This is a genomic window from Ureibacillus acetophenoni, assembly GCF_900220965.1.
Classification (GTDB): Bacteria; Bacillota; Bacilli; order Bacillales_A; family Planococcaceae; genus Ureibacillus; species Ureibacillus acetophenoni.
In genome coordinates this window covers 54492-73044 of sequence record NZ_OBQC01000017.1, presented here as the reverse complement: position 1 = coordinate 73044, position 18553 = coordinate 54492, and the positions used below count along the sequence as shown (strand labels likewise).

The window sequence follows — 18553 nt, the reverse complement described above, 5'->3', positions numbered from 1 at the left end:
TTTAAGTGCGCTTAAAAAAGGAAATTGAGATGTTGAATGCTTAATGAATTTCCAATTTTGATGTTTTTCTAGGTTGACATTTCACCACTGTGCTTCTAGTGAAGTATCCCTGCCACTCACGTATAGCGACAGGGACACCAACATTTTATTTTTGTAATTTCACTCTTTGTAATCGCAATGAATTTAATACAACGGATACGGAACTAAATGCCATTGCCGCGCCAGCTACCCAAGGGGCAAGTAACCCTATTGCAGCGATTGGAATGCCGACCGTATTATAAGCAAATGCCCAGAATAAATTTTGCTTAATGTTGCTCATTGTTTTTCGACTCATTAAAATCGCATCCGCAATACTGTTTAAGTCCCCACGAATTAATGTGATATCCGCAGCTTCCATAGCAACATCTGTACCAGTTCCAATAGCCATTCCAATATCAGCTGTTGCCAATGCCGGTGCGTCATTAATACCGTCACCAACCATAGCTACCTTTTTGCCTTCGTCTTGAAGTTTTTTCACTTCTTCTGCTTTACCTTCAGGAAGTACCTCTGCAATGACTGCATCAACGCCTACCTCTTTCCCAATGGCTTGGGCTGTACGTTCATTGTCCCCTGTCATCATAATTACTTTAATACCCATTTCCTGTAAGCGGTGAATTGCCTCTTTGGAAGTATCTTTAATCGTATCTGCTACTGCAACTAATCCTGCATATTGGCCATTAATTCCTGCTAGCATCGCTGTTTTTCCGTTGCGTTCTAATTCTTCCATTACAGGGAGAATGGATTTTATATCGATTCCATATTGTTGCATCAGTTTACGTGTACCAATAATCACACCTTGACCTGATACCGTTGCTTGAACACCGTAACCTGGAATTGTTTCAAAGAATTGAGTGTTCCCCAGTTCAATGCCTTTAGCTTGAATACCTTGAACGATTGCTTGAGCTAATGGATGCTCTGATTGCTTTTCTGCTGCACCAATTAGTGATAAAAACTTCTCTTCGTCTTGACCATCTGCTACTAAAACATCTGTTAATACTGGTTTACCATGTGTTACAGTACCTGTTTTATCAACTACTACAGTATCAATGCTTTGGGTTTGCTCTAAATGCTCGCCGCCTTTGAACAAAATGCCAAATTCTGCAGCTCGACCTGAACCTGCCATTATAGATGTTGGCGTCGCTAAACCAAGAGCACATGGACATGCAATAACAAGAATTGCTATTAATACTTCAAGTGCCGGTGTAAATTGACCTGGTTGAACCCAAATAATCCATACGAGGAATGTGAGGATCGCAATTCCTACTACGATAGGTACAAAAATACCTGAAATTTGGTCCGCCATACGTTGAATTGGCGCTTTTGAACCTTGTGCATCTTCTACTACTTTAATAATTTGGGCTAAAGCTGTATCACGCCCTACTTTTGTTGCTTTCATTTTAATGAAACCATTTTTGTTTATAGTAGAACCGTATAACACGTCGCCAGCATTTTTATCTACAGGTAAACTTTCACCTGTTAACATGGATTCATCCACAGCAGTTGTTCCTTCTAATACTTCGCCATCCACAGGAATCTTTTCACCTGGTTTCACTAAAATTGTGTCACCAATCATTACTTCTTCTAATGGGACTTCTTTTTCGATTCCATCACGTACGACGATTGCTGTTTTTGCTTGAAGGCCTATTAATTTCTTAATCGCTTCAGATGAACGTCCTTTTGCTCTTGCTTCAAATAATTTACCTAAAAGAATAAGTGTAATTAGTACTGCACTTGTTTCGAAGTATAGATGTGGTGCATGGTGTGTTCCAGCTGTGACAATAGCTTGATACAAACTATAGAAATAAGCTGCTGAAGTACCCATAGCTACGAGTACATCCATGTTTGCACTACCATTTCGAAGTGCCTTATAAGCACCTACATAAAACTGTCTTCCAATAATGAATTGAACTGGAGTTGCTAATATCATTTGAACCCAAGGATTCATTAGGAATTCTGGAACATATAAGAAAGATGTAAATGAAAAGTGACCGACCATCGTCCATAATAATGGTAAAGATAAAATTGCTGAGAATATAAATTTACGTTGTTGATCTTTAATATGCTTTTCTCGATAATCGACTTGCTCTTTATCTTCTTGCTTTTGATGTGCACCGTAGCCTAGCTTCTCGACCTTCGCAATAATGTCTGAAACTGTTATTTCTGAAGGATTAAATTCGATTGTCGCTTTTTCAAGGGCTAAATTGACATTCGCTAATGCAATACCTTCCATTCTGTTTAGTCCTTTTTCTATACGTGTCGCACAAGCTGCACATGTCATTCCCGTAATATCGAATTCCGCTTTTTGTTTTACAACACCGTAGCCGAGAGCTTCGATTTTCTGTTCAAAATCGACTTCTCTAAGTTTTGACGGATCATATTTAATCGTAGACTTTTCAAGGGCAAGGTTGACCGTTGCTTGTTCGACACCTTCCATTTTATTTAACCCTTTTTCTATACGTGTGGCACAGGCTGCACATGTCATACCTGTTATTTGAATACTGGATTCTTTTATATTACTAGCTTCTGTACTCATTATCTTTTCCACCTCTTTCTATACCTGCTAAGGGTATATTTTTTCGAAAATGAGAGAGTGCTATGAGAAGCACTCTTACTCTACATCATATCCTTGTTCTTCAATTGTTTCTTTAATCTTCTCTAATGGTAATTGGGATTCATTAAATGATACTTCTACTTGGGCATCATCTAATTTTACTTTTACTTCGTTTACCCCTTCTAATTTCCCAACGCTTCCTTCAATAGCACTTACACAATGACCACATGACATTCCTTGTACGTTTAATGTTATACTTTGCATAATTTTCTCTCCTTTAAGTTAGATAGTATTCGGCGTATATACACCGTGGGGGTATATAATAAATAAAAAATTTATTTTTTCATTAACTTTTGAATGGTAACAACTAACTCGTCTAGTACTTCTTCATCACCTTCTGAAAGGCGATCAACGACACACCCTTTTAAATGACCTTCTAAAAGAATTTTGGCTACACTATTTAATGCAGATTGTATGGCAGAAAGCTGAGTGATTATATCATCACAGTAAACGTCCTTGTCAATCATTCCCTTAATACCTCGAATTTGGCCTTCGATCCGATTTAATCGTGTTGTCAAATTCTTCTTTACAGGTTCGGGATGATGACTTTTCCTACATGATGTATCACTTTCGTTGTGACAAACTACTTCGTTCACTGGGTTTTCCATTAGTAAAACCTCCTAACTTGATTCCATCGTATCATACCCCTATAAGGTATGTAAAGTGAATTAATTTTGATACTGTTTTTTTGGTTGATTTGTGTACTTCCGTAGTATCAACGATTTTTAGCATTTTAATCTAAAAATGAGCATTAATCCTAGGATTAATGCCCACTTCTAACGATTTTATTCTTTCACGAATTCCTTCGTACTTCTTACTGTATCAATGTGGCGAACCATTTTTTCGATTTGCTCACGTTTTGGTTCTAGAAATGGAGGTAATGATAATTTTTCTCCAAGGGTTTCGTAAGGTTCATCGCCCATAAAACCAGGACCGTCTGTTGCAAACTCAAATAAGATATGCGGTGTTACTCTCGCGTATAAAGATTCAAAGAAATGACGATCGATATAACCCGAGTTAGGAATACCAAAATTATTTAAACGCTCCGTCCATTCATTCAACACAGCTGTGTCCTCTACCCGGAATGCTGCATGGTGTACTGTTCCAAATCCTTGGCGTGCTTGAGGTAGAACCGTGTTATATTCTACGATCACCGATGCACCGTTACCACCTTCCCCTACTTCAAATAAGTGGAATGAACCTTCTTGAGCAGTTTCTTTAAATAATAGAACTTTTTCAAGAAATTCTTTTAAGTAATCAAATTGAGAAATTCGAACAAAAACTGGACCTAAACCAGTGATTGCATATTCTAATGGGATTGGACCTTTTTGCCAAGGTGTACCTGATTCTACGCCTTTATTGAATTCATCTGAAATGAGTTGGTATTGTTGATCGTCAAAGTCAACAAAGGATAGAGTCTTCTTACCAAATTGTTCTTTGATTCCTGTATGTTTTACTTGCAGGCGATCAAAGCGTTTTACCCAATAGTCTAACGCTGCATCGCTTGGTACACGGAATGAAGTTTTTGAAATTTCGTTTGTACCATGAACACCTTTCGGAATGCCTTGGAAATCAAAGAACGTCATATCTGTTCCCGCGCTTCCTTTGTCATCCGCAAAGAATAAATGATAAGTTTGGATGCTATCTTGGTTCACTGTTTTCTTCACTAAACGCATCCCTAATACATATGTGAAAAACTCATAGTTCTTTTCTGCACTACTTGTAATTGCTGTTACGTGGTGAATTCCTTTTAAATGGTTCATTCTTAAATTCCTCCTTAGGATTAGGAACTGTGCTTTTATTTACAGTTCGAGTTTTTTATTGGTTTGTTTTGTCCATTAAGGGCTTTATAATGGACACTTCCATTGTTTTTTCGGCTTGTTATGTCCATTAAGACGCTTATAATGGACAGTTCTGCCTCTTTTTGAGGTTGTTTTGTCCATTATCAGCCCTATAAAGGACAGTTCCGCCTCTTTTTGCGGTTGTTTTGTCCATTAGAACCCTTATAATGGACAGTTCTACCTCTTTTTCGGCTTCTTTTGTCCATTAGAACCCTCATAATGGACAGTTCTACCTATTTTTCGGCTTCTTTTGTCCATTAGAACCCTCATAATGGACAGTTCTACCTCTTTTTCGGCTTCATGTGTCCATTAAAGGGTTAAATTTATTTAATACTCCACTATCGGTTTTAATTTTGCTTCAATTTCAGCTCTACGGCTCTCTAAAAATGGAGGTAAGACTAATTTTTCACCAAGTGTTTCAATGTCATCACCATCTGCCATGAAGCCTGGTCCATCTGTTGCGATTTCAAATAGAATGCCATTTGATTCGCGGAAGTATAAGCTCTTGAAGTAGAATCGATCGACAATGCCCGATGATTGGAAGCCACGAGCACGAATCTGTCTTTCCCAATGCTCAAGCTCCTCATCATTTTTTACACGAATCGCTAAGTGGTGAACACTACCACGACCTGGTCTTTCAGATTCTCCTTCTAAATATTTCACGACGATTTCGCCAAATAACTCGCCTTCAATCGATTGGAAAACAGCTTCTTCTTCCGTACGGCTTACTTCCACATAGCCAAATATGTCAGTCAACGTGTTTGCGAGTTTATCGAGTCTTCGTACGGTAATTTCAACAGCACCCATACCTTGAATTTGATGCTCTGCAGGAACCTCTGATTTTTCCCAAGTTTCCCAATGGTCAACTTTCTTACCGTTTGAAACAATCAGTGCCAAACGTAACCCTTCTGGATCTTCAAAAAGGATCGAAGTGTGGTTGGCAAACTTCGTAATGTGGCTTGTTTCTACACCGAAATCCTCTAGGCGTTGTTGCCAATAAATTAAACTATCCACAGTTGGCACAAGTAACCCGATTCTTGTAATCGCATTTGTCCCACGATAAGTTCTTCCTACCATTGGAATTTCAAAGAATGAAAGTTCCGTTCCAGGGCTCCCTGTTTTATCTCCAAAAAATAAATGATACATGGATGTGTCGTCTTGATTGACCGTTATTTTTGCACGGCGCAATCCAAGTATTTTGCGATAGAAATGATTATTTTGGCTAGCATCTTTTGTAATCATCGAAATGTGATGATGTCCTGGTATTTTATACATCATAGTAAAGTCTCCTTTAATATCAGTTTACTAATCAAGTGATATATTAAAAATAAATAGGACTCTTAACATCCCAATTTATTTTCCGTATTTTTTTGTAACTTCGTCATGAGCTTATACAGTGTTTTCTGTTCTTCTTCTGTCAAACATTCATTGACAAGAGACGTTTGGAAAGAAAGCTGGTGTTGGAACACTTCCTGCATCTTTTCTTCCCCTTTTGCAGTCAAGCTAATCCATTTCGTTTTCCATTCCTGCTTTCGGTGGATAAACCCTTCTTGCTCAAGACGTGTGAGCATACGTGAAATTCCACCTTCAGACAGAGTCGCTTTCACTGCAAGTTCACTTTGCGTAATTGGCTGATACGTTGCAATCTGATTTAATACATCAAACTGTGCGACTGTGATTTCAAATGGTTTTAAGAAATCATTGGACAATAAATTACTCTGATGGGTAAATCGATTAATACGTAACCAAATGAGTGACCCAAGTGTATTCTTTTTCAATATGCTCACTTCCTTTCGTTACTATCACTTTACATCTCAAGTGAAAGAAATGCAAGAGAAATATCTTGAATTCTAAATAAAATTCAAATTCAATACTAAATTCGCTGAAATTACTATATGAATCATATATGCCTTCTCAAAAGGGTATGTTAAAATGAATTTTAAAAATGGGAGGTATTTCCATGGAGTTGTTGACTGTTCTATCTTTTCTAAGTGCTGCAATTATACTTACCCTAATGCCAGGGCCTGATAACTTATTCACGTTAACGCAAAGTATAGCGAAAGGAAAAAATGCTGGAATCTTTACGACACTCGGGCTTTGTACGGGATTATTAGTACATATTACGGCCGCTACTATAGGAATTTCTGCCTTGATTTATCAATCTGCTTTTGCGTTCACAATCGTAAAATATTCAGGGGCGGTATACCTGTTGTACTTAGCATATAAGTCTTTTAAAGAAAAGAGTTCAGTTTTTAACCCCTTAACAACGCAGTGGATTTGGACTACAAGTCTTTATACAAAAAAGGGGTTATCATGAACCTTTTAAATCCAAAGGTTTCATTGTTTTTCCTAGCATTCTTTCCACAGTTTGTTAACTATGAAAATGGAAATGTCCCCTTTCAAATGCTAGCGTTCGGGATCCTTTTTCTAGTGCAAACGTTAGTCATTTTCTCTTTAATAAGTATCTTTGCTGGAAAAGTTGGTTACTTCCTTCGCAAAAATGCGACAATATCTAGAAAGATGAATATTATTCAAGGGGCCCTATTTACCTTGATTGGATTAAACATTGCGTTTAGTGAAAAGTAATAGATTTTAAGAGTAGTCTTAGTACTACTCTTTTTTTAATCACTCGTTAATTCTTCAATTAATCTCTTCAAATTAGTTCTTGTTTCAGTAAATCTCGCTTTCTCTTTTGTATTATCAACTAGTTCCTCTGAGTAAAACGGCTCCCCTTCAAACCTTGGAATGACATGCATGTGATAATGCGTTAAGTCATCAAAGGTGCCCCCATTTTGACAAATCGTTATTCCATCAGGCTTCACTAACTTTTTTAGTGCCTTTGAAATCGGTATTGATGCCTGCATAATCGCATTGGCTGTCTCAAGATCTAACTCCTCCAATTCTTTATAATGCTTCTTTGGAAGAATCAACGTATGCCCTTCATTGTGCGGTTCGATATCTAAAAAGCAACAAACATATTCATTTTCATAAACAACATTTACAGGTTCAAGTTTGTTAGAAAGTCTACATCCTAAGCATTCTGAGTTTATTGTCATAAATGTAACTCCCTTATCGTAATCAAAATACATAGCTATCACTTCAATACTTCAACAAAAAAAGCATTAATCCTCCCCTGGATCAACGCCTCTTCTTTGAATTATTTTTATTATACTTTCACCGATGAATTAGAATTTCCAATTACATCCTTTATCTTATGTACACTCCATAGAGCGACTGTTACTATTAGAGCAGAAATCGCGTATTTTATGAAGGCAGCCATTTCCACACTACTTGATGAATAAAAATCTGGTGTATAAATAAATGTTAATAATAATCCTTGAATTACATCTGCTATTCCTAATGAAATAAATACAACGATAAATAGACCAATGAGTTTTTTCATTGTTTATCCTCCTTTCTCTTATTTACGGAATGAATTGGGAAAAGATTCAATTACCTAAATATCAGTTCTATTATAAGTTTACAATTCCTTTTCCTGTGGATAATCAATCGAATTCGCAATTCGAACAAGTACTTCCGCAGTGACTTGATCGGCTACTTCTTGATCAATACTAAATACATATTGCCATCCATCTCGTTCAAATACGAGCATATTAAAGCCGACTCTTGAATACTCGACAAACGAGGCTTCCTGTCCATTGTCTAACATATATACCTTTGTAACATACTTATCAAACGGAATTTTATACTCAAGAGGTCGAACATCAATTTTGAAATGATTCCGTGGCATTTGATCACTTATCAGTTTCATTTCAAACGAATCGTTCATCTCCCCATCTGAATTACTAAACCTACCAAATTTGTGAGTGAAAGAAATTGGTGGCACTCTTAGCGGGAGCTTCAGTTCTTTCCCAAAATGTTGTTCAAACTCCTTCAATGCCTCTTCTACAGACTTGTACCCCACTTCAGGAAATGCCTCTTCAAATGGTGGTGGAACATCAGATGAATTGGCTTCAGTCATATTATTCATTACACCGACTATTAATAACGTTGTTAAGAACAGACTACATACAATGTGTTTTTTCACTATCATCACTCCTTTTTTTCATCTATAGTTTCTCCAATTTACTTCTTAAATTACCCACCTTTTTGCAGAGGGTTGGTTCCCTGTAAAACGATAAAAAAGTAGCCGGATGAGCTACTTTTTTTATGGAATCTATTTTGAATCTAAGTAGTTTTCTACTTCTTCAATTTCAACCAAACCACTCTCAGCTAAAAACTGTCGAACCAAATATAAATGTCCTGTACCAATAATGAGCAAAATACGCTCATCCGTTTTATCAATCAGTTTTAATAGATTGTGATAGATAATTAAGTTCCTTTGATACCACCATCTCAACCAATCAATTCCTACATAATCTGTCCCTTCACCTATTCGTGCAAGATTCATATACAACCTATGGTCCGCTAGCATTCTTTCTTTTTGGTTTAACTTCTTCAAAGTCTCAATTAATGGACCGTTAAAATCCGTAAGAAGCTGCGGAATGTAGTTTTCTGTAATTAATTTATAGAGCTCTATTTGGTTGTCTTTTGCCCAATCCATCACTTCATCAATACTTCTACTTCCTACATCTCCCATCCAATCAATTGAATGGACTTTCTGATGTCCCATTTCCTTTGCTAAGCGGAAACCAATTTGATCAATTTCATTTACTTTTAACTCATATGTGCCCTTGAGGAAATTTTGATATTCTTCGTTAAGTGCTTCCTCATTTTCCTTTACATACTCAACTGCAATTTTTGTTGGGTTGAATTTTGCTAGTCTCCCCACAACTTCGATTATTTCTCCCTGCCGTTTTTCTGAAAGCAGATTATCTGTTTCTACTTGAATATAATCTGCTGATCCCCCAAAATGAAACGTTCCAACAATTAATACTTTCGGCTTCATAAATAATACACCCCTAAGTTTATAGTTACTTGCTATAAAAAATGCATTACCGTCGATTCAGTAATGCATCTAATATTAAGTAGAATAAAATCACCTTTTATTCTGCTGATCTAGCCTTTCCATTATCGTGTCTAGTTTTTGGGAATTGTTTACCTATTTCGATGAAACGATCAGAATATTAAGTGACCCGTATTCACAACTAAAATAATTAATCCAATTAGGAGCACCATTTCGGACAGCGTTAAAATATATGTTCTAGGATTCGTGTCATATTTCCACTCCATAAAGGCTCTTACAGATTCGGAAAGGACGATAAATACTATTAATATAAACCATATTTCAAAATACCATGGGAACTCTAACGGCTCCTCATAAATTCTAAAATAGGTACTCGCTATAATTACGATTACTGACGTGATTCGAATCGCCCAATCAATTTTTTTATGTATATCATTTACATGGTTGTAAGAAAACCTGGTTTCTTTTCCACCTTCAATAGCTTTCTCAAAAAATAGTTAAATACGAAATATATTAAAGCTACCGCTACTAGCACAAGGATAAGTTTTAAACCAAACTCGTTCATCATTTCCCCTACCTTCCCCGAATCATTTTCTTACGATGCAACATCCTTTACCATTATGCTACTACAACTGGAATAATTTTAAATTACCTTTTTGAAATTATGGTGCAATTAGACCATTTCCCTAAGCTAAAATTAATCATTTTTATCCGCATTTATACCTTCCGGGCGGTGTAGTAATTCATAAGTTATTAGTATTAAAGGGGGGTGAAATTATATGTCTGGCTATGTTCAAGGAAGTTTTGATCGTAAAGACAATAATAAATTTGCTTTACTAGTTGTGTTGTTTATCTTATTAATTATTGTTGGAACAGCGTTCATGAATGATCGCTACTACTAATTTAGACTTTTTCCACTTATCTTGATCAACCACCTCAAGATGCCCATATGAATTCCTTCCGAAATAGATAAACTGAGCAATACACTAGTAAAATACACAAAAGAACGCCTCAACTCTGTTAAACAAGTGTTGAGGCGTTTACGTTTTTCCTAGGCTATTTATTGTGGCTCAAATCACATTAATCGTTTTTCAAATTTACTATGACCATCCGTAACACCAACTAGCTCATAACCACTATTCTTATAAAAAGAATTTAATTTTTTATTTTCCTCAACACAATCTAATCGAAGATATTCCTTATTACTTGTATTTTCTTCTATCCAAGCCAAAATTCTTTTACCTAAACCTTTATTCATGTAAGAGGGCACGATTGCGAGTCTATGTAAGTAAAGTGTATTTGAGGTATGATCCTCCCCCCAAATATGAAAGTCCCACTCACTTTGCTTAGATAGAAGCGTAAACGTTGCAACTAATTCATTGTCATTCATAACAATATATGTTTCTTGGTTGGCTATGGCTTGTTTAATCTCTTCGTCATCCCCTCCTTCTAACAGGAACCTCCATTGGTTTATATTGTTATCTTTCATCCATTGAGCAATCTCTTTTAACATCTTAATTACCTTACGACTATCGTTATTCGTAGCAATTTTTATATTAAATGGTTTCAGATCATCAAAGAATTCCATTATTCAATCCCCCTAAAGTTTAACTATAAATTGGCAAATAAATCTCTACATCTTCCTTACCATTTTCCAATGAATGATAAGTTTCAATAATATGAGATTCTAAGTCTCTTATATACCCTTGTTCATCTACCCATTGTAATAAATGGTCGTGTAAGTGCCCGATATAGTTTATGTTCCCTCGAGTTGTTGCATATGTTTTCGCTGTCTCAATAAATTCTAACCCGGCTGGAACAGCTGTTGGAGCTTCATTCACAATTACCCCTACAAAATAGCTTCCTTCTAAATGATCTTCATCCCTTTTTGGTTCAAATATGCCAATTTCAATACCCGTATGACTTTCCACTTCAGTTAATCGAGATTGAAGTTGTTGAGCAAGTTTCGGTACTTCACTTCCAAAATCCGCGTAATATCCCTTACCTTCTATGCCTACTACTTTAAATGCTTTCCTAACCAATCTACATTCCACCGTAATTCCCCCAATGTGTTATATTGACACTAATAACTTAAATTCTTTTTCGAGTAAATAATTTCCTTTAAAATACAAAAAAATGCTTTGCCATGTTATTTAAACCCAGTAATGTTGGTAATTAGTTGGTAAAATATGTTATTCCTATTAGTATGTTGGAAATTTTGTAATATATAAGGTAATATGGATGGTAAGAGCAAAAGGAGGAGAATTAGTATGTACGATAGTCTAGCAATATTTCTTTTACAAGCACTGACAGTTTTAACTGTGCTGGTTGTTGTGATTGGAATACCTCTTGCGGATATATTATTTGGTGGAAAAAGATAAAACTGCATCCTCTGGATGTAGTTTTTTTGTTTAATCAATCTCTTTATTCTTCTCCCCAACCCTTTCATAGCTGAACAACCCCTTTCATCATTTCAAATATTATACACAAATAGGACAAACACCACATGTTATAATGAATTTATTAATGATATTATTTTTGCAATTTTACATTTAAAATAATAGAAATTAGGGGATATTTATGAAAAATGGACAATTACTAGCTGAACCTACGTTAAAAACAACAGCTGGAAGTTCTTCTAAACTTCTAAACTTTTTGATAGATATGAAGTTTTTATTGAAAGGAAAAGTGTTAGTCGCCAACGTGCTGCCAGTATTTACAGCCTATTGGTTAGCACTTCATTTTCATGGGGAACGATTTGCGGATCATTGGGGCGTATTTCTGTTGACGATGATTGGAAGTACGCTCGTCATTTCTGGTGCGTTAATGCTCAATAATTGGTATGAAGTCGATTTGGACCAAAAAATGGTCCGCACCCAAAAAAGACCAACAGTAAACGGGAATTTTTCTTTGAAAGCCGTTTTATGGATGGGCATTATAACATCCATAGTTGGACTAGTCATGATGCTCTTTACAACATGGGAAGCTACTCTTTATTCCTTTTTAGGTTGGTTTGTCTATGTTGTGCTTTATACGTTTTGGACAAAACGAAGATATACATTAAATACAGTTGTAGGTAGTGTTTCTGGTGCATTTACTCCCCTAATCGGTTGGGCAGTGATTGCACCAGTCAACCACATTGTACCTATTGTTTTATTCTGCATCTTATTCATTTGGCAAATTCCACATACTCTTGCGATTACGATTAAGAGGTTGGAAGATTATACACGGGCGGGTGTTCCAATGTTACCCGTTGTTTGCGGTGTACCGGTAACGATACGACAAAACTTAATTTATATTATTACATTGTTGCCCTTCCCCTTCTTATTAGTTACTTCTTTTGGTTGGTTTTTCTTTTCGGTTGCTATAGTCTTAACTGTTGGATGGATCATCCTTGCCATGAAAGGGCCAAAAACAAAAGATGTGAAGGGATGGGCACAGGCGAATTTACGCTTTTCTTTAATTTATTTATTTTCATTATTTTTATTAATGATTCTGTTAACTTCGTCAATCTTCAATTAATACTAAAGGGAAATCTTCCGTTATGGAGGGTTTCCCTTTTTATTATTAGCGGAGAATTTCCGTCTATGTATAAAATCAGGGCTAAAATAGGGAAAATAAGAGGAGAAATTCCGCTTAGCTACTCTAAATTATGTAAAATCTAAAGATTTATATAAGATAAGCGGAAAAACTTCCCTTATTTTGGGTTAGTTATTCGTATTTTATAAATTAAACGGAATTTTTCCGTTTAATAATAAATACAAACTACTATAATTGGTAACAATAAAAAATGGCCTTAAGCCATTCCGACTTAAGACCATCTTATTATATGATTCTATTATTTATTATAGTTGAATAAATTGTTGTGTCCAGTAGTTACCATCTGCAACATAACCTACACCGATATGAGTGAAGTTAGCATTTAAGATGTTTGCACGGTGACCTGGTGAGTCCATCCAAGCTTGTACTACTTGAGCTGGTGTTCTTTGACCTTGAGCAATGTTTTCACCCGCTGCACGGTATGAAATTCCAGCTGCTTTGATTTGATCAAATGGGCTACCGTAAGTTGGGCTGTTATGGCTGAAGTAATTGTTTTTCGCCATATCAGCAGATTTTGCTTCAGCTACATTCATTAATTGTGTATGAATTTGAAGCGGTTTAAGACCTGCTTTTTGACGCTCAGCATTTGTTAAATCTACTACTTGTTTCTCAAATTCAGAGACTGATTGATTTGCATTTGTAGCAGGTGTTTGTTTAACAGGTGCTTCAACTTGTTGGTTATTTGTTGGAGCTTTTGTTACCGGTGCAGCTGTTTGTTTAGCTGGTGCTGCAGGTTTTTTTGCAGGTGCTTGAGGTGCTTTTACCTCTTTTTCTACTGGTTTATTAGTAGTAGTTTGATTTGCAGTAGATTTTTCTACTTTGTTTAATGCTTGAATTACTGTATTTGCATCTGTAGCATTTAACGTTTTCTTTGCTAGATCTTCAATTTTATTTAAATCGAATTGTCCATTTACAGTGATACTATTAATTAAATTTAATGCGATAGCTTGATAGTTATCTCCTTTAATCATTTGAATAACTTGTGGATTTGATTCGATTTTAATTTCTTTATTTAAACTTGCTGCATCTGCTGAAGTGAAAGATGCTCCGAATAATGATGCTGCGATTACTGATGTTGCTAAGAACTTTTTCATGTTTTAATTCCTCCCTTGTTTTCTACAACACCAATGTTACAGCACGATTTTTGTAATAAAGGGTCCATAAACTGGTAGGAGTGACATTTAAATTTAAAATCCTATTAATTCATAGATTTTCATTCTATAATTCTTCCAACATCAACCAACAAAAAAGATAATTACCTTCTCAAACCTATTGACAGTTTTATAATTTTATAATATAATTCAAAGCTTTTACTTTATTGTTACAACAAGATTACGAAAATACGTCTTTAATCCTCTTTCATTTGGAATGTTTATATATAATAGAAGAAACTTTAGCTAACATAAAAAGAGCATTCATCCTAAATTGGATAAATGCTCGCAGTTTGAGATTTTATGATGTTAGCGTACTTGTGTTTCCTGAAAAGTCGTATTTAAAACAAGTTTTGTAGAGATCTATAATTTCTTGTTTCGTCGGCACTTTCGGATTGTTTGCTGGGCTACCACTTGCGATGGCATCCGTTGCCATTTTCTCGGTGACTTGTTCAAATTTTTGTTCATCGATTCCCCATGTTTTTAAGTTCGGGATGCTTAAGTCGCAACAAAGTTGTTTAACTTCTTTAATCGTGAGGTCAGCTAATTCTGTATTCGATAAGGATGTAGACTCTGGAGAAATGATTCGACCGATCGTTGCTAATTTCTCAATTGCGGATTCTTTCGTAAATTCAAGCACTGCAGGAAGCAACATCGCATTGGAAACACCGTGTGGTACATGGAACAGCGCGCCAATTGGACGGGACATACCATGAACTAGTGTGACTGACGCATTACTAAACGAGATTCCAGCCTGCATTGAAGCAGTGGCCATTTTTTCTCTTGCGTCAGCATTTTCTCCGTTTTCATAAGCTGTCCTTAAATTATTTATTATAGCTTCAATTGCCGACAGTGCGAGAGTATCTGTTAACGGTTGGGATCTACGTGATATATAAGCTTCGATTGCGTGACACAGTGCATCCACCCCAGTAGCTGCCGTAACGGACGGAGGAGATGTAGTTGTAAGCAATGGATCTACGATTGCCACTTTGGGTAAAAATGCCGGATGTTTAATCATCATTTTTATATCTTCACGGGTATTAGTTATGACCGTTACATTCGTTACTTCAGAACCTGTTCCAGCAGTCGTTGGAATTGCAATCATCGGAATAGGTTGTTCTGGAATCGGTGTTTTCCCGCCCATGTAATCTCCAATATATCCACCATTCGTCGCTAGTACAGCTACTGCTTTAGCCGCATCAATACAACTTCCTCCACCTATAGCAACAATTACATCACATTGTTCATCTAAACAAAGCTGTAGAGCTTCGCTAACATGTAAATCTGTTGGCTCCATGTTCACATCAAGATAGGAAGTGTAAGCAACATCAACCTCTTTAAAAATGTTCTGGCATGTTTTTACGTGACCTATCTTTTCGATTATTCGATCACTAATTAAAAGTACTTTCTTTCCAAGTGTCCTCACTTGTTCTCCTAATTCGGATAAAGAATTCTGACCGTAAAATACAGAACTAGGTATACTAAACTCTGAATAGGATTTCATATATTCCCTCCAATATAGTTCTCTGCTTTAAAAAACGAATTTAGCAGTTTATTATCCTCTAATATATTTAGTTCATTAAAACTTTATGATTTATCCGTATGAAGTTGAGTTTCTGCTTCCATCTTGTGGGAAAAGTAACCCCTAACTTCTAGAAATCACACAAAATGAAAAAGGCATTTCTTCTTAAGAAACGCCTTGTTAGAGAATAAAATTAATTGTACTTACCAAAACCTACAATTGAAAAAATCAATCCGACTAAAACAATTAGGTATTCATACCCGCCTAAGTAGGAATTTGCATCAACCGCAATAATTCCACCTACTAAAATAATACTTATTCCAAGTAGCATATATTTTATCCCTGATGTATCGCTGCTTTTTTTAACAAGTATATAGATTAAACAAACAATTAATATTAATAGAACAATTGCATTCATCTTAATCCCCCACGATTAATCCCAATTTTAAAGTTCCCCTTTTATTCCAAACTGTACAAGTCTTCGAATTTATCATTCATCATACCTTGATACTTTGCATGAAAACTAGTAATCCATTCCATATCGATTGGGCCATTTTCAATTTCATAGTAGTTTCCTGCAACAATATGAACAACATTCTCGTATGCAAAGATAATTGCTGGGTTTGCCTTAGAATGTGTTATAGTGAATTCAAACTTTTCAACACTAAACATACCTTGATTAAATTCTTCCTCACTTATCTTTTTCACACGGTACTGACTTAAGAAATCCATTAATTCATCCGCTGGTTCTTTATCTTTTGTAAACCAACTATATGCTTTATATTCTGGTACTTCATTTTTAATAAATCCAAGGGAATAAAACTCTGCCGGTTTATAGGTAATTAAATCCACAAGGTTTCTTTCTCTATAATCATTAACTATTTTCAAAGAGCAAATGATTAAGATTACTACAATCCCCGCTATTAAGTACCATAGCTTTTTATTTTTCATTGAGGTAGCCCCCTTAGTCCTCGTTAACAATCCACTCTGCTCTAATTTTATGGGCTTACGTTACTTATTAAATTATTTATTAAAACCACTGAATTCTCCGACAGAATATAGCTCTCAGACTCATCATTTGCCCTAACTAAATAGCCCTGGGTCTCGTTTAATGAAAGGAAAAAAGACCCTTCAAGATTCGTTAATTCAACTTGGTAATTAGGCTCAAATGTTAACTCTTCACTTTTTTCAGATTTGTTTATCGCATTTATAAATTGTTTAATTTCTTCGGGGTCAGTCAGTGAAATTCTAGTGTTCAACTTTAACTCAGTTCCATTATCAAGCTCATAAATATCGATTCTCTCTAAGTTTTTACTTGAGAAAGTTTTAGAAGAACATCCTACGACAAAGACAATCAATAGACTAAAAAGTAATATCAGTAATTTCTTCACCAATGCACTCCCTTAATAAAAAATTAGAGGCATTTCTTTTCAAAAGAGACGCCATCCTAAGTTAAATTTAGTATGTATTCTGCCATTATTTAAGGACTGCGTCTGTTCTTTTCATATGAGACTAAAAAGTAAAATACTCCACATTCAAACATGAGCAATATCCAAAAATCCCAGCACCCTCTAACCAACCATCATATTCATTTAGAACGATTAGTATGAATGAGATGATGAGCTTCACGTTGAATCATTTCTATGTAATGGGACTTCCTAAAAGGATTCGTATGATTACGAATCCTTCGAAGACTTCCCTGAACTTTTGTTTTTCTATTTAGAACATCTACAACTACCGTTAAATATACCTTCTCATTATGTTTTACAACCCCTATGACTTTGCCATTTCCCTCGTCCACTAAATACTCTGGCAAAATCTTTATTGGTGCAAAGATGGTTGTTCCTACATTTTTAGGCTTCATTCGAAAAAGATGCCTAAGTAATTCTATTAATTTATTCATTTTGTTCATTCGCCTTCAATTAAATATTTAAATTTTGGACTTAGTTCACTCCACACATCAAACTTATTGCCGTCTAGATCATAAAAAACAAAATTTCTGCCGGCGTGCCCTCTGTCCTCAACCTCCCCAATTCGAATTCCTTTATCTAAAAACTGCTTATGGATAGTCAATAAAGCATCTAAACCATTCACTTCAAAGGTTAATGAAAAACGTTCTTCTCCATAACTATCTATGAAATTAGCAGTTTGTTGTTCTTTTGATTTCACTAGAAAAATGCTTTGGTTAGCTAGATTTAGAATTGCCTTATCCTCATCTTGATAGTTTAATGCTGCATCCAATTTACTTACGTACCACTTAGCTGAACGTTCTACATCAGTTACTGGAATATATGTAGTACCGATTCTTACTAATTTCTCACCCACTTAGAATCCCCCCATACAGTGATGAGTTAACACTTCTCTTTTCAGGCACAATTTTCCTTTATTTTGAGAAATAAAAAACACTGACTCTTTCAAATAAAGAATCAGTGTTATTTCATTACTATCCGCGCAAGATTTTCTCCATTGCTTTACCTTTAGCTAATTCATCAATTAGCTTATCCATATAGCGTACTTCCTTCATTAACGGATCTTCGATTTCTTCAATTCTCACACCACAGATGACACCTTTGATTAATTCTCGTGAAGGATTCAGTTTTGGTGCTTCTGCGAAGAAAGTTTCGAAGTTTGTTTTGTTTTCTATGATCGCTTCTAATTGTTCTTGGCTATATCCAGTTAACCAACGGATGATTTCATCCACTTCTTCTTTCGTACGGCCTTTTTTCTCAGCCTTCTCAACATAATGAGGGTATACACCTGCGAAACTCATAGTATAGATTCGATGTTTCTTCGTCATGATACATTCTCCTAGTTCTTGTTTCATTTATTATAGTTCGAAAAATAATTCCGTTCAAACTAGGG

The 18553-nt window shown here is 35.6% G+C and carries 23 protein-coding genes and 1 pseudogene; 3 read left to right on the top strand and 21 right to left on the bottom strand.

Annotated features, from left to right (window positions below):
• Nucleotides 1-145: 145 nt before the first annotated feature.
• From CRO45_RS17610 to CRO45_RS17585, 6 genes are all read right to left on the bottom strand, one after another.
• Nucleotides 146-2572, bottom strand: coding sequence for a heavy metal translocating P-type ATPase (locus CRO45_RS17610; protein WP_097150936.1), 2427 nt, complete (start codon nt 2570-2572; stop codon nt 146-148).
• Between the two features lie 75 nt (nt 2573-2647).
• Nucleotides 2648-2854 (bottom strand): copper chaperone CopZ, encoded by a 207-nt coding sequence (gene copZ / locus CRO45_RS17605; protein WP_097150935.1) that lies wholly within the window; start codon nt 2852-2854, stop codon nt 2648-2650.
• Nucleotides 2855-2925: 71 nt separating this feature from the next.
• A complete protein-coding gene (locus CRO45_RS17600) occupies nt 2926-3258 on the bottom strand; it encodes a metal-sensitive transcriptional regulator (RefSeq protein ID WP_097150934.1) in 333 nt (110 codons plus the stop codon).
• Between the two features lie 177 nt (nt 3259-3435).
• Nucleotides 3436-4413: a ring-cleaving dioxygenase gene (locus CRO45_RS17595; RefSeq protein ID WP_097150933.1), complete on the bottom strand. Its 978-nt coding sequence runs from the start codon at nt 4411-4413 to the stop codon at nt 3436-3438.
• Between the two features lie 405 nt (nt 4414-4818).
• Nucleotides 4819-5766 carry a ring-cleaving dioxygenase gene (locus tag CRO45_RS17590; protein WP_097150943.1) on the bottom strand — a complete coding sequence of 316 codons (948 nt, stop codon included), beginning with the start codon at nt 5764-5766 and terminating at the stop codon, nt 4819-4821.
• 65 nt (nt 5767-5831) lie between these two features.
• Nucleotides 5832-6269, bottom strand: a complete 438-nt coding sequence (locus tag CRO45_RS17585; protein ID WP_097150932.1) for a MarR family winged helix-turn-helix transcriptional regulator — start codon at nt 6267-6269, stop codon at nt 5832-5834.
• 182 nt (nt 6270-6451) lie between these two features.
• Here CRO45_RS17585 and CRO45_RS17580 point away from each other — a divergent pair.
• Nucleotides 6452-7077, top strand: a pseudogene (locus CRO45_RS17580) (LysE family translocator).
• Nucleotides 7078-7112: 35 nt separating this feature from the next.
• On the opposite strand, the gene CRO45_RS17575 reads toward CRO45_RS17580, so the two are convergent.
• The 5 genes from CRO45_RS17575 to CRO45_RS20480 all read right to left on the bottom strand — a co-directional run bounded on the left by CRO45_RS17575 (nt 7113) and on the right by CRO45_RS20480 (nt 9897).
• Nucleotides 7113-7547 carry an HIT family protein gene (locus CRO45_RS17575; protein ID WP_097150931.1) on the bottom strand — a complete coding sequence of 145 codons (435 nt, stop codon included), beginning with the start codon at nt 7545-7547 and terminating at the stop codon, nt 7113-7115.
• 110 nt (nt 7548-7657) lie between these two features.
• Nucleotides 7658-7894: a hypothetical protein gene (locus CRO45_RS17570; protein WP_097150930.1), complete on the bottom strand. Its 237-nt coding sequence runs from the start codon at nt 7892-7894 to the stop codon at nt 7658-7660.
• Nucleotides 7895-7972: 78 nt separating this feature from the next.
• Entirely contained in the window at nt 7973-8539 is a 567-nt protein-coding gene (locus CRO45_RS17565) for a hypothetical protein (RefSeq protein WP_097150929.1), read from the bottom strand.
• A gap of 129 nt (nt 8540-8668) precedes the next feature.
• On the bottom strand, nt 8669-9400 hold the full coding sequence (locus CRO45_RS17560) for a DUF5694 domain-containing protein (protein WP_097150928.1): 732 nt from the start codon (nt 9398-9400) through the stop codon (nt 8669-8671).
• A gap of 170 nt (nt 9401-9570) precedes the next feature.
• Nucleotides 9571-9897 carry a DUF4181 domain-containing protein gene (locus CRO45_RS20480; RefSeq protein ID WP_097150927.1) on the bottom strand — a complete coding sequence of 109 codons (327 nt, stop codon included), beginning with the start codon at nt 9895-9897 and terminating at the stop codon, nt 9571-9573.
• A 300-nt stretch (nt 9898-10197) separates the two neighbouring features.
• Between CRO45_RS20480 and CRO45_RS17550 the strand changes: the two genes are divergently transcribed.
• The gene (locus tag CRO45_RS17550; RefSeq protein ID WP_097150926.1) at nt 10198-10320 is read left to right on the top strand and encodes a YjcZ family sporulation protein; all 123 of its coding nucleotides are present in this window, start codon (nt 10198-10200) and stop codon (nt 10318-10320) included.
• Between the two features lie 173 nt (nt 10321-10493).
• Here CRO45_RS17550 and CRO45_RS17545 read toward each other — a convergent pair whose 3' ends face one another.
• Nucleotides 10494-11006, bottom strand: coding sequence for a GNAT family N-acetyltransferase (locus CRO45_RS17545; protein WP_097150925.1), 513 nt, complete (start codon nt 11004-11006; stop codon nt 10494-10496).
• A 19-nt stretch (nt 11007-11025) separates the two neighbouring features.
• Nucleotides 11026-11472 carry a GyrI-like domain-containing protein gene (locus CRO45_RS17540; protein WP_170949547.1) on the bottom strand — a complete coding sequence of 149 codons (447 nt, stop codon included), beginning with the start codon at nt 11470-11472 and terminating at the stop codon, nt 11026-11028.
• 526 nt (nt 11473-11998) lie between these two features.
• Here CRO45_RS17540 and cyoE point away from each other — a divergent pair.
• The gene (cyoE, locus tag CRO45_RS17535) at nt 11999-12940 is read left to right on the top strand and encodes a heme o synthase (RefSeq protein ID WP_097150923.1); all 942 of its coding nucleotides are present in this window, start codon (nt 11999-12001) and stop codon (nt 12938-12940) included.
• Between the two features lie 323 nt (nt 12941-13263).
• Here the strand turns inward: cyoE and CRO45_RS17530 are convergent, their stop codons facing one another.
• The 8 genes from CRO45_RS17530 to CRO45_RS17495 all read right to left on the bottom strand — a co-directional run bounded on the left by CRO45_RS17530 (nt 13264) and on the right by CRO45_RS17495 (nt 18488).
• Nucleotides 13264-14112 (bottom strand): CAP domain-containing protein, encoded by an 849-nt coding sequence (locus CRO45_RS17530; protein WP_097150922.1) that lies wholly within the window; start codon nt 14110-14112, stop codon nt 13264-13266.
• A 358-nt stretch (nt 14113-14470) separates the two neighbouring features.
• The gene (locus CRO45_RS17525; protein ID WP_097150921.1) at nt 14471-15673 is read right to left on the bottom strand and encodes an iron-containing alcohol dehydrogenase; all 1203 of its coding nucleotides are present in this window, start codon (nt 15671-15673) and stop codon (nt 14471-14473) included.
• Nucleotides 15674-15884: 211 nt separating this feature from the next.
• Nucleotides 15885-16109, bottom strand: coding sequence for a hypothetical protein (locus tag CRO45_RS17520; protein ID WP_097150920.1), 225 nt, complete (start codon nt 16107-16109; stop codon nt 15885-15887).
• Between the two features lie 41 nt (nt 16110-16150).
• Nucleotides 16151-16642: a hypothetical protein gene (locus CRO45_RS17515; protein WP_097150919.1), complete on the bottom strand. Its 492-nt coding sequence runs from the start codon at nt 16640-16642 to the stop codon at nt 16151-16153.
• Between the two features lie 47 nt (nt 16643-16689).
• Nucleotides 16690-17082: a hypothetical protein gene (locus CRO45_RS17510; RefSeq protein WP_097150918.1), complete on the bottom strand. Its 393-nt coding sequence runs from the start codon at nt 17080-17082 to the stop codon at nt 16690-16692.
• Between the two features lie 197 nt (nt 17083-17279).
• The gene (locus tag CRO45_RS17505) at nt 17280-17594 is read right to left on the bottom strand and encodes a hypothetical protein (RefSeq protein WP_097150917.1); all 315 of its coding nucleotides are present in this window, start codon (nt 17592-17594) and stop codon (nt 17280-17282) included.
• A gap of 5 nt (nt 17595-17599) precedes the next feature.
• Nucleotides 17600-18016 (bottom strand): VOC family protein, encoded by a 417-nt coding sequence (locus tag CRO45_RS17500; RefSeq protein ID WP_097150916.1) that lies wholly within the window; start codon nt 18014-18016, stop codon nt 17600-17602.
• Nucleotides 18017-18134: 118 nt separating this feature from the next.
• Entirely contained in the window at nt 18135-18488 is a 354-nt protein-coding gene (locus CRO45_RS17495; protein ID WP_097150915.1) for a DUF2200 domain-containing protein, read from the bottom strand.
• Nucleotides 18489-18553: the final 65 nt, after the last annotated feature.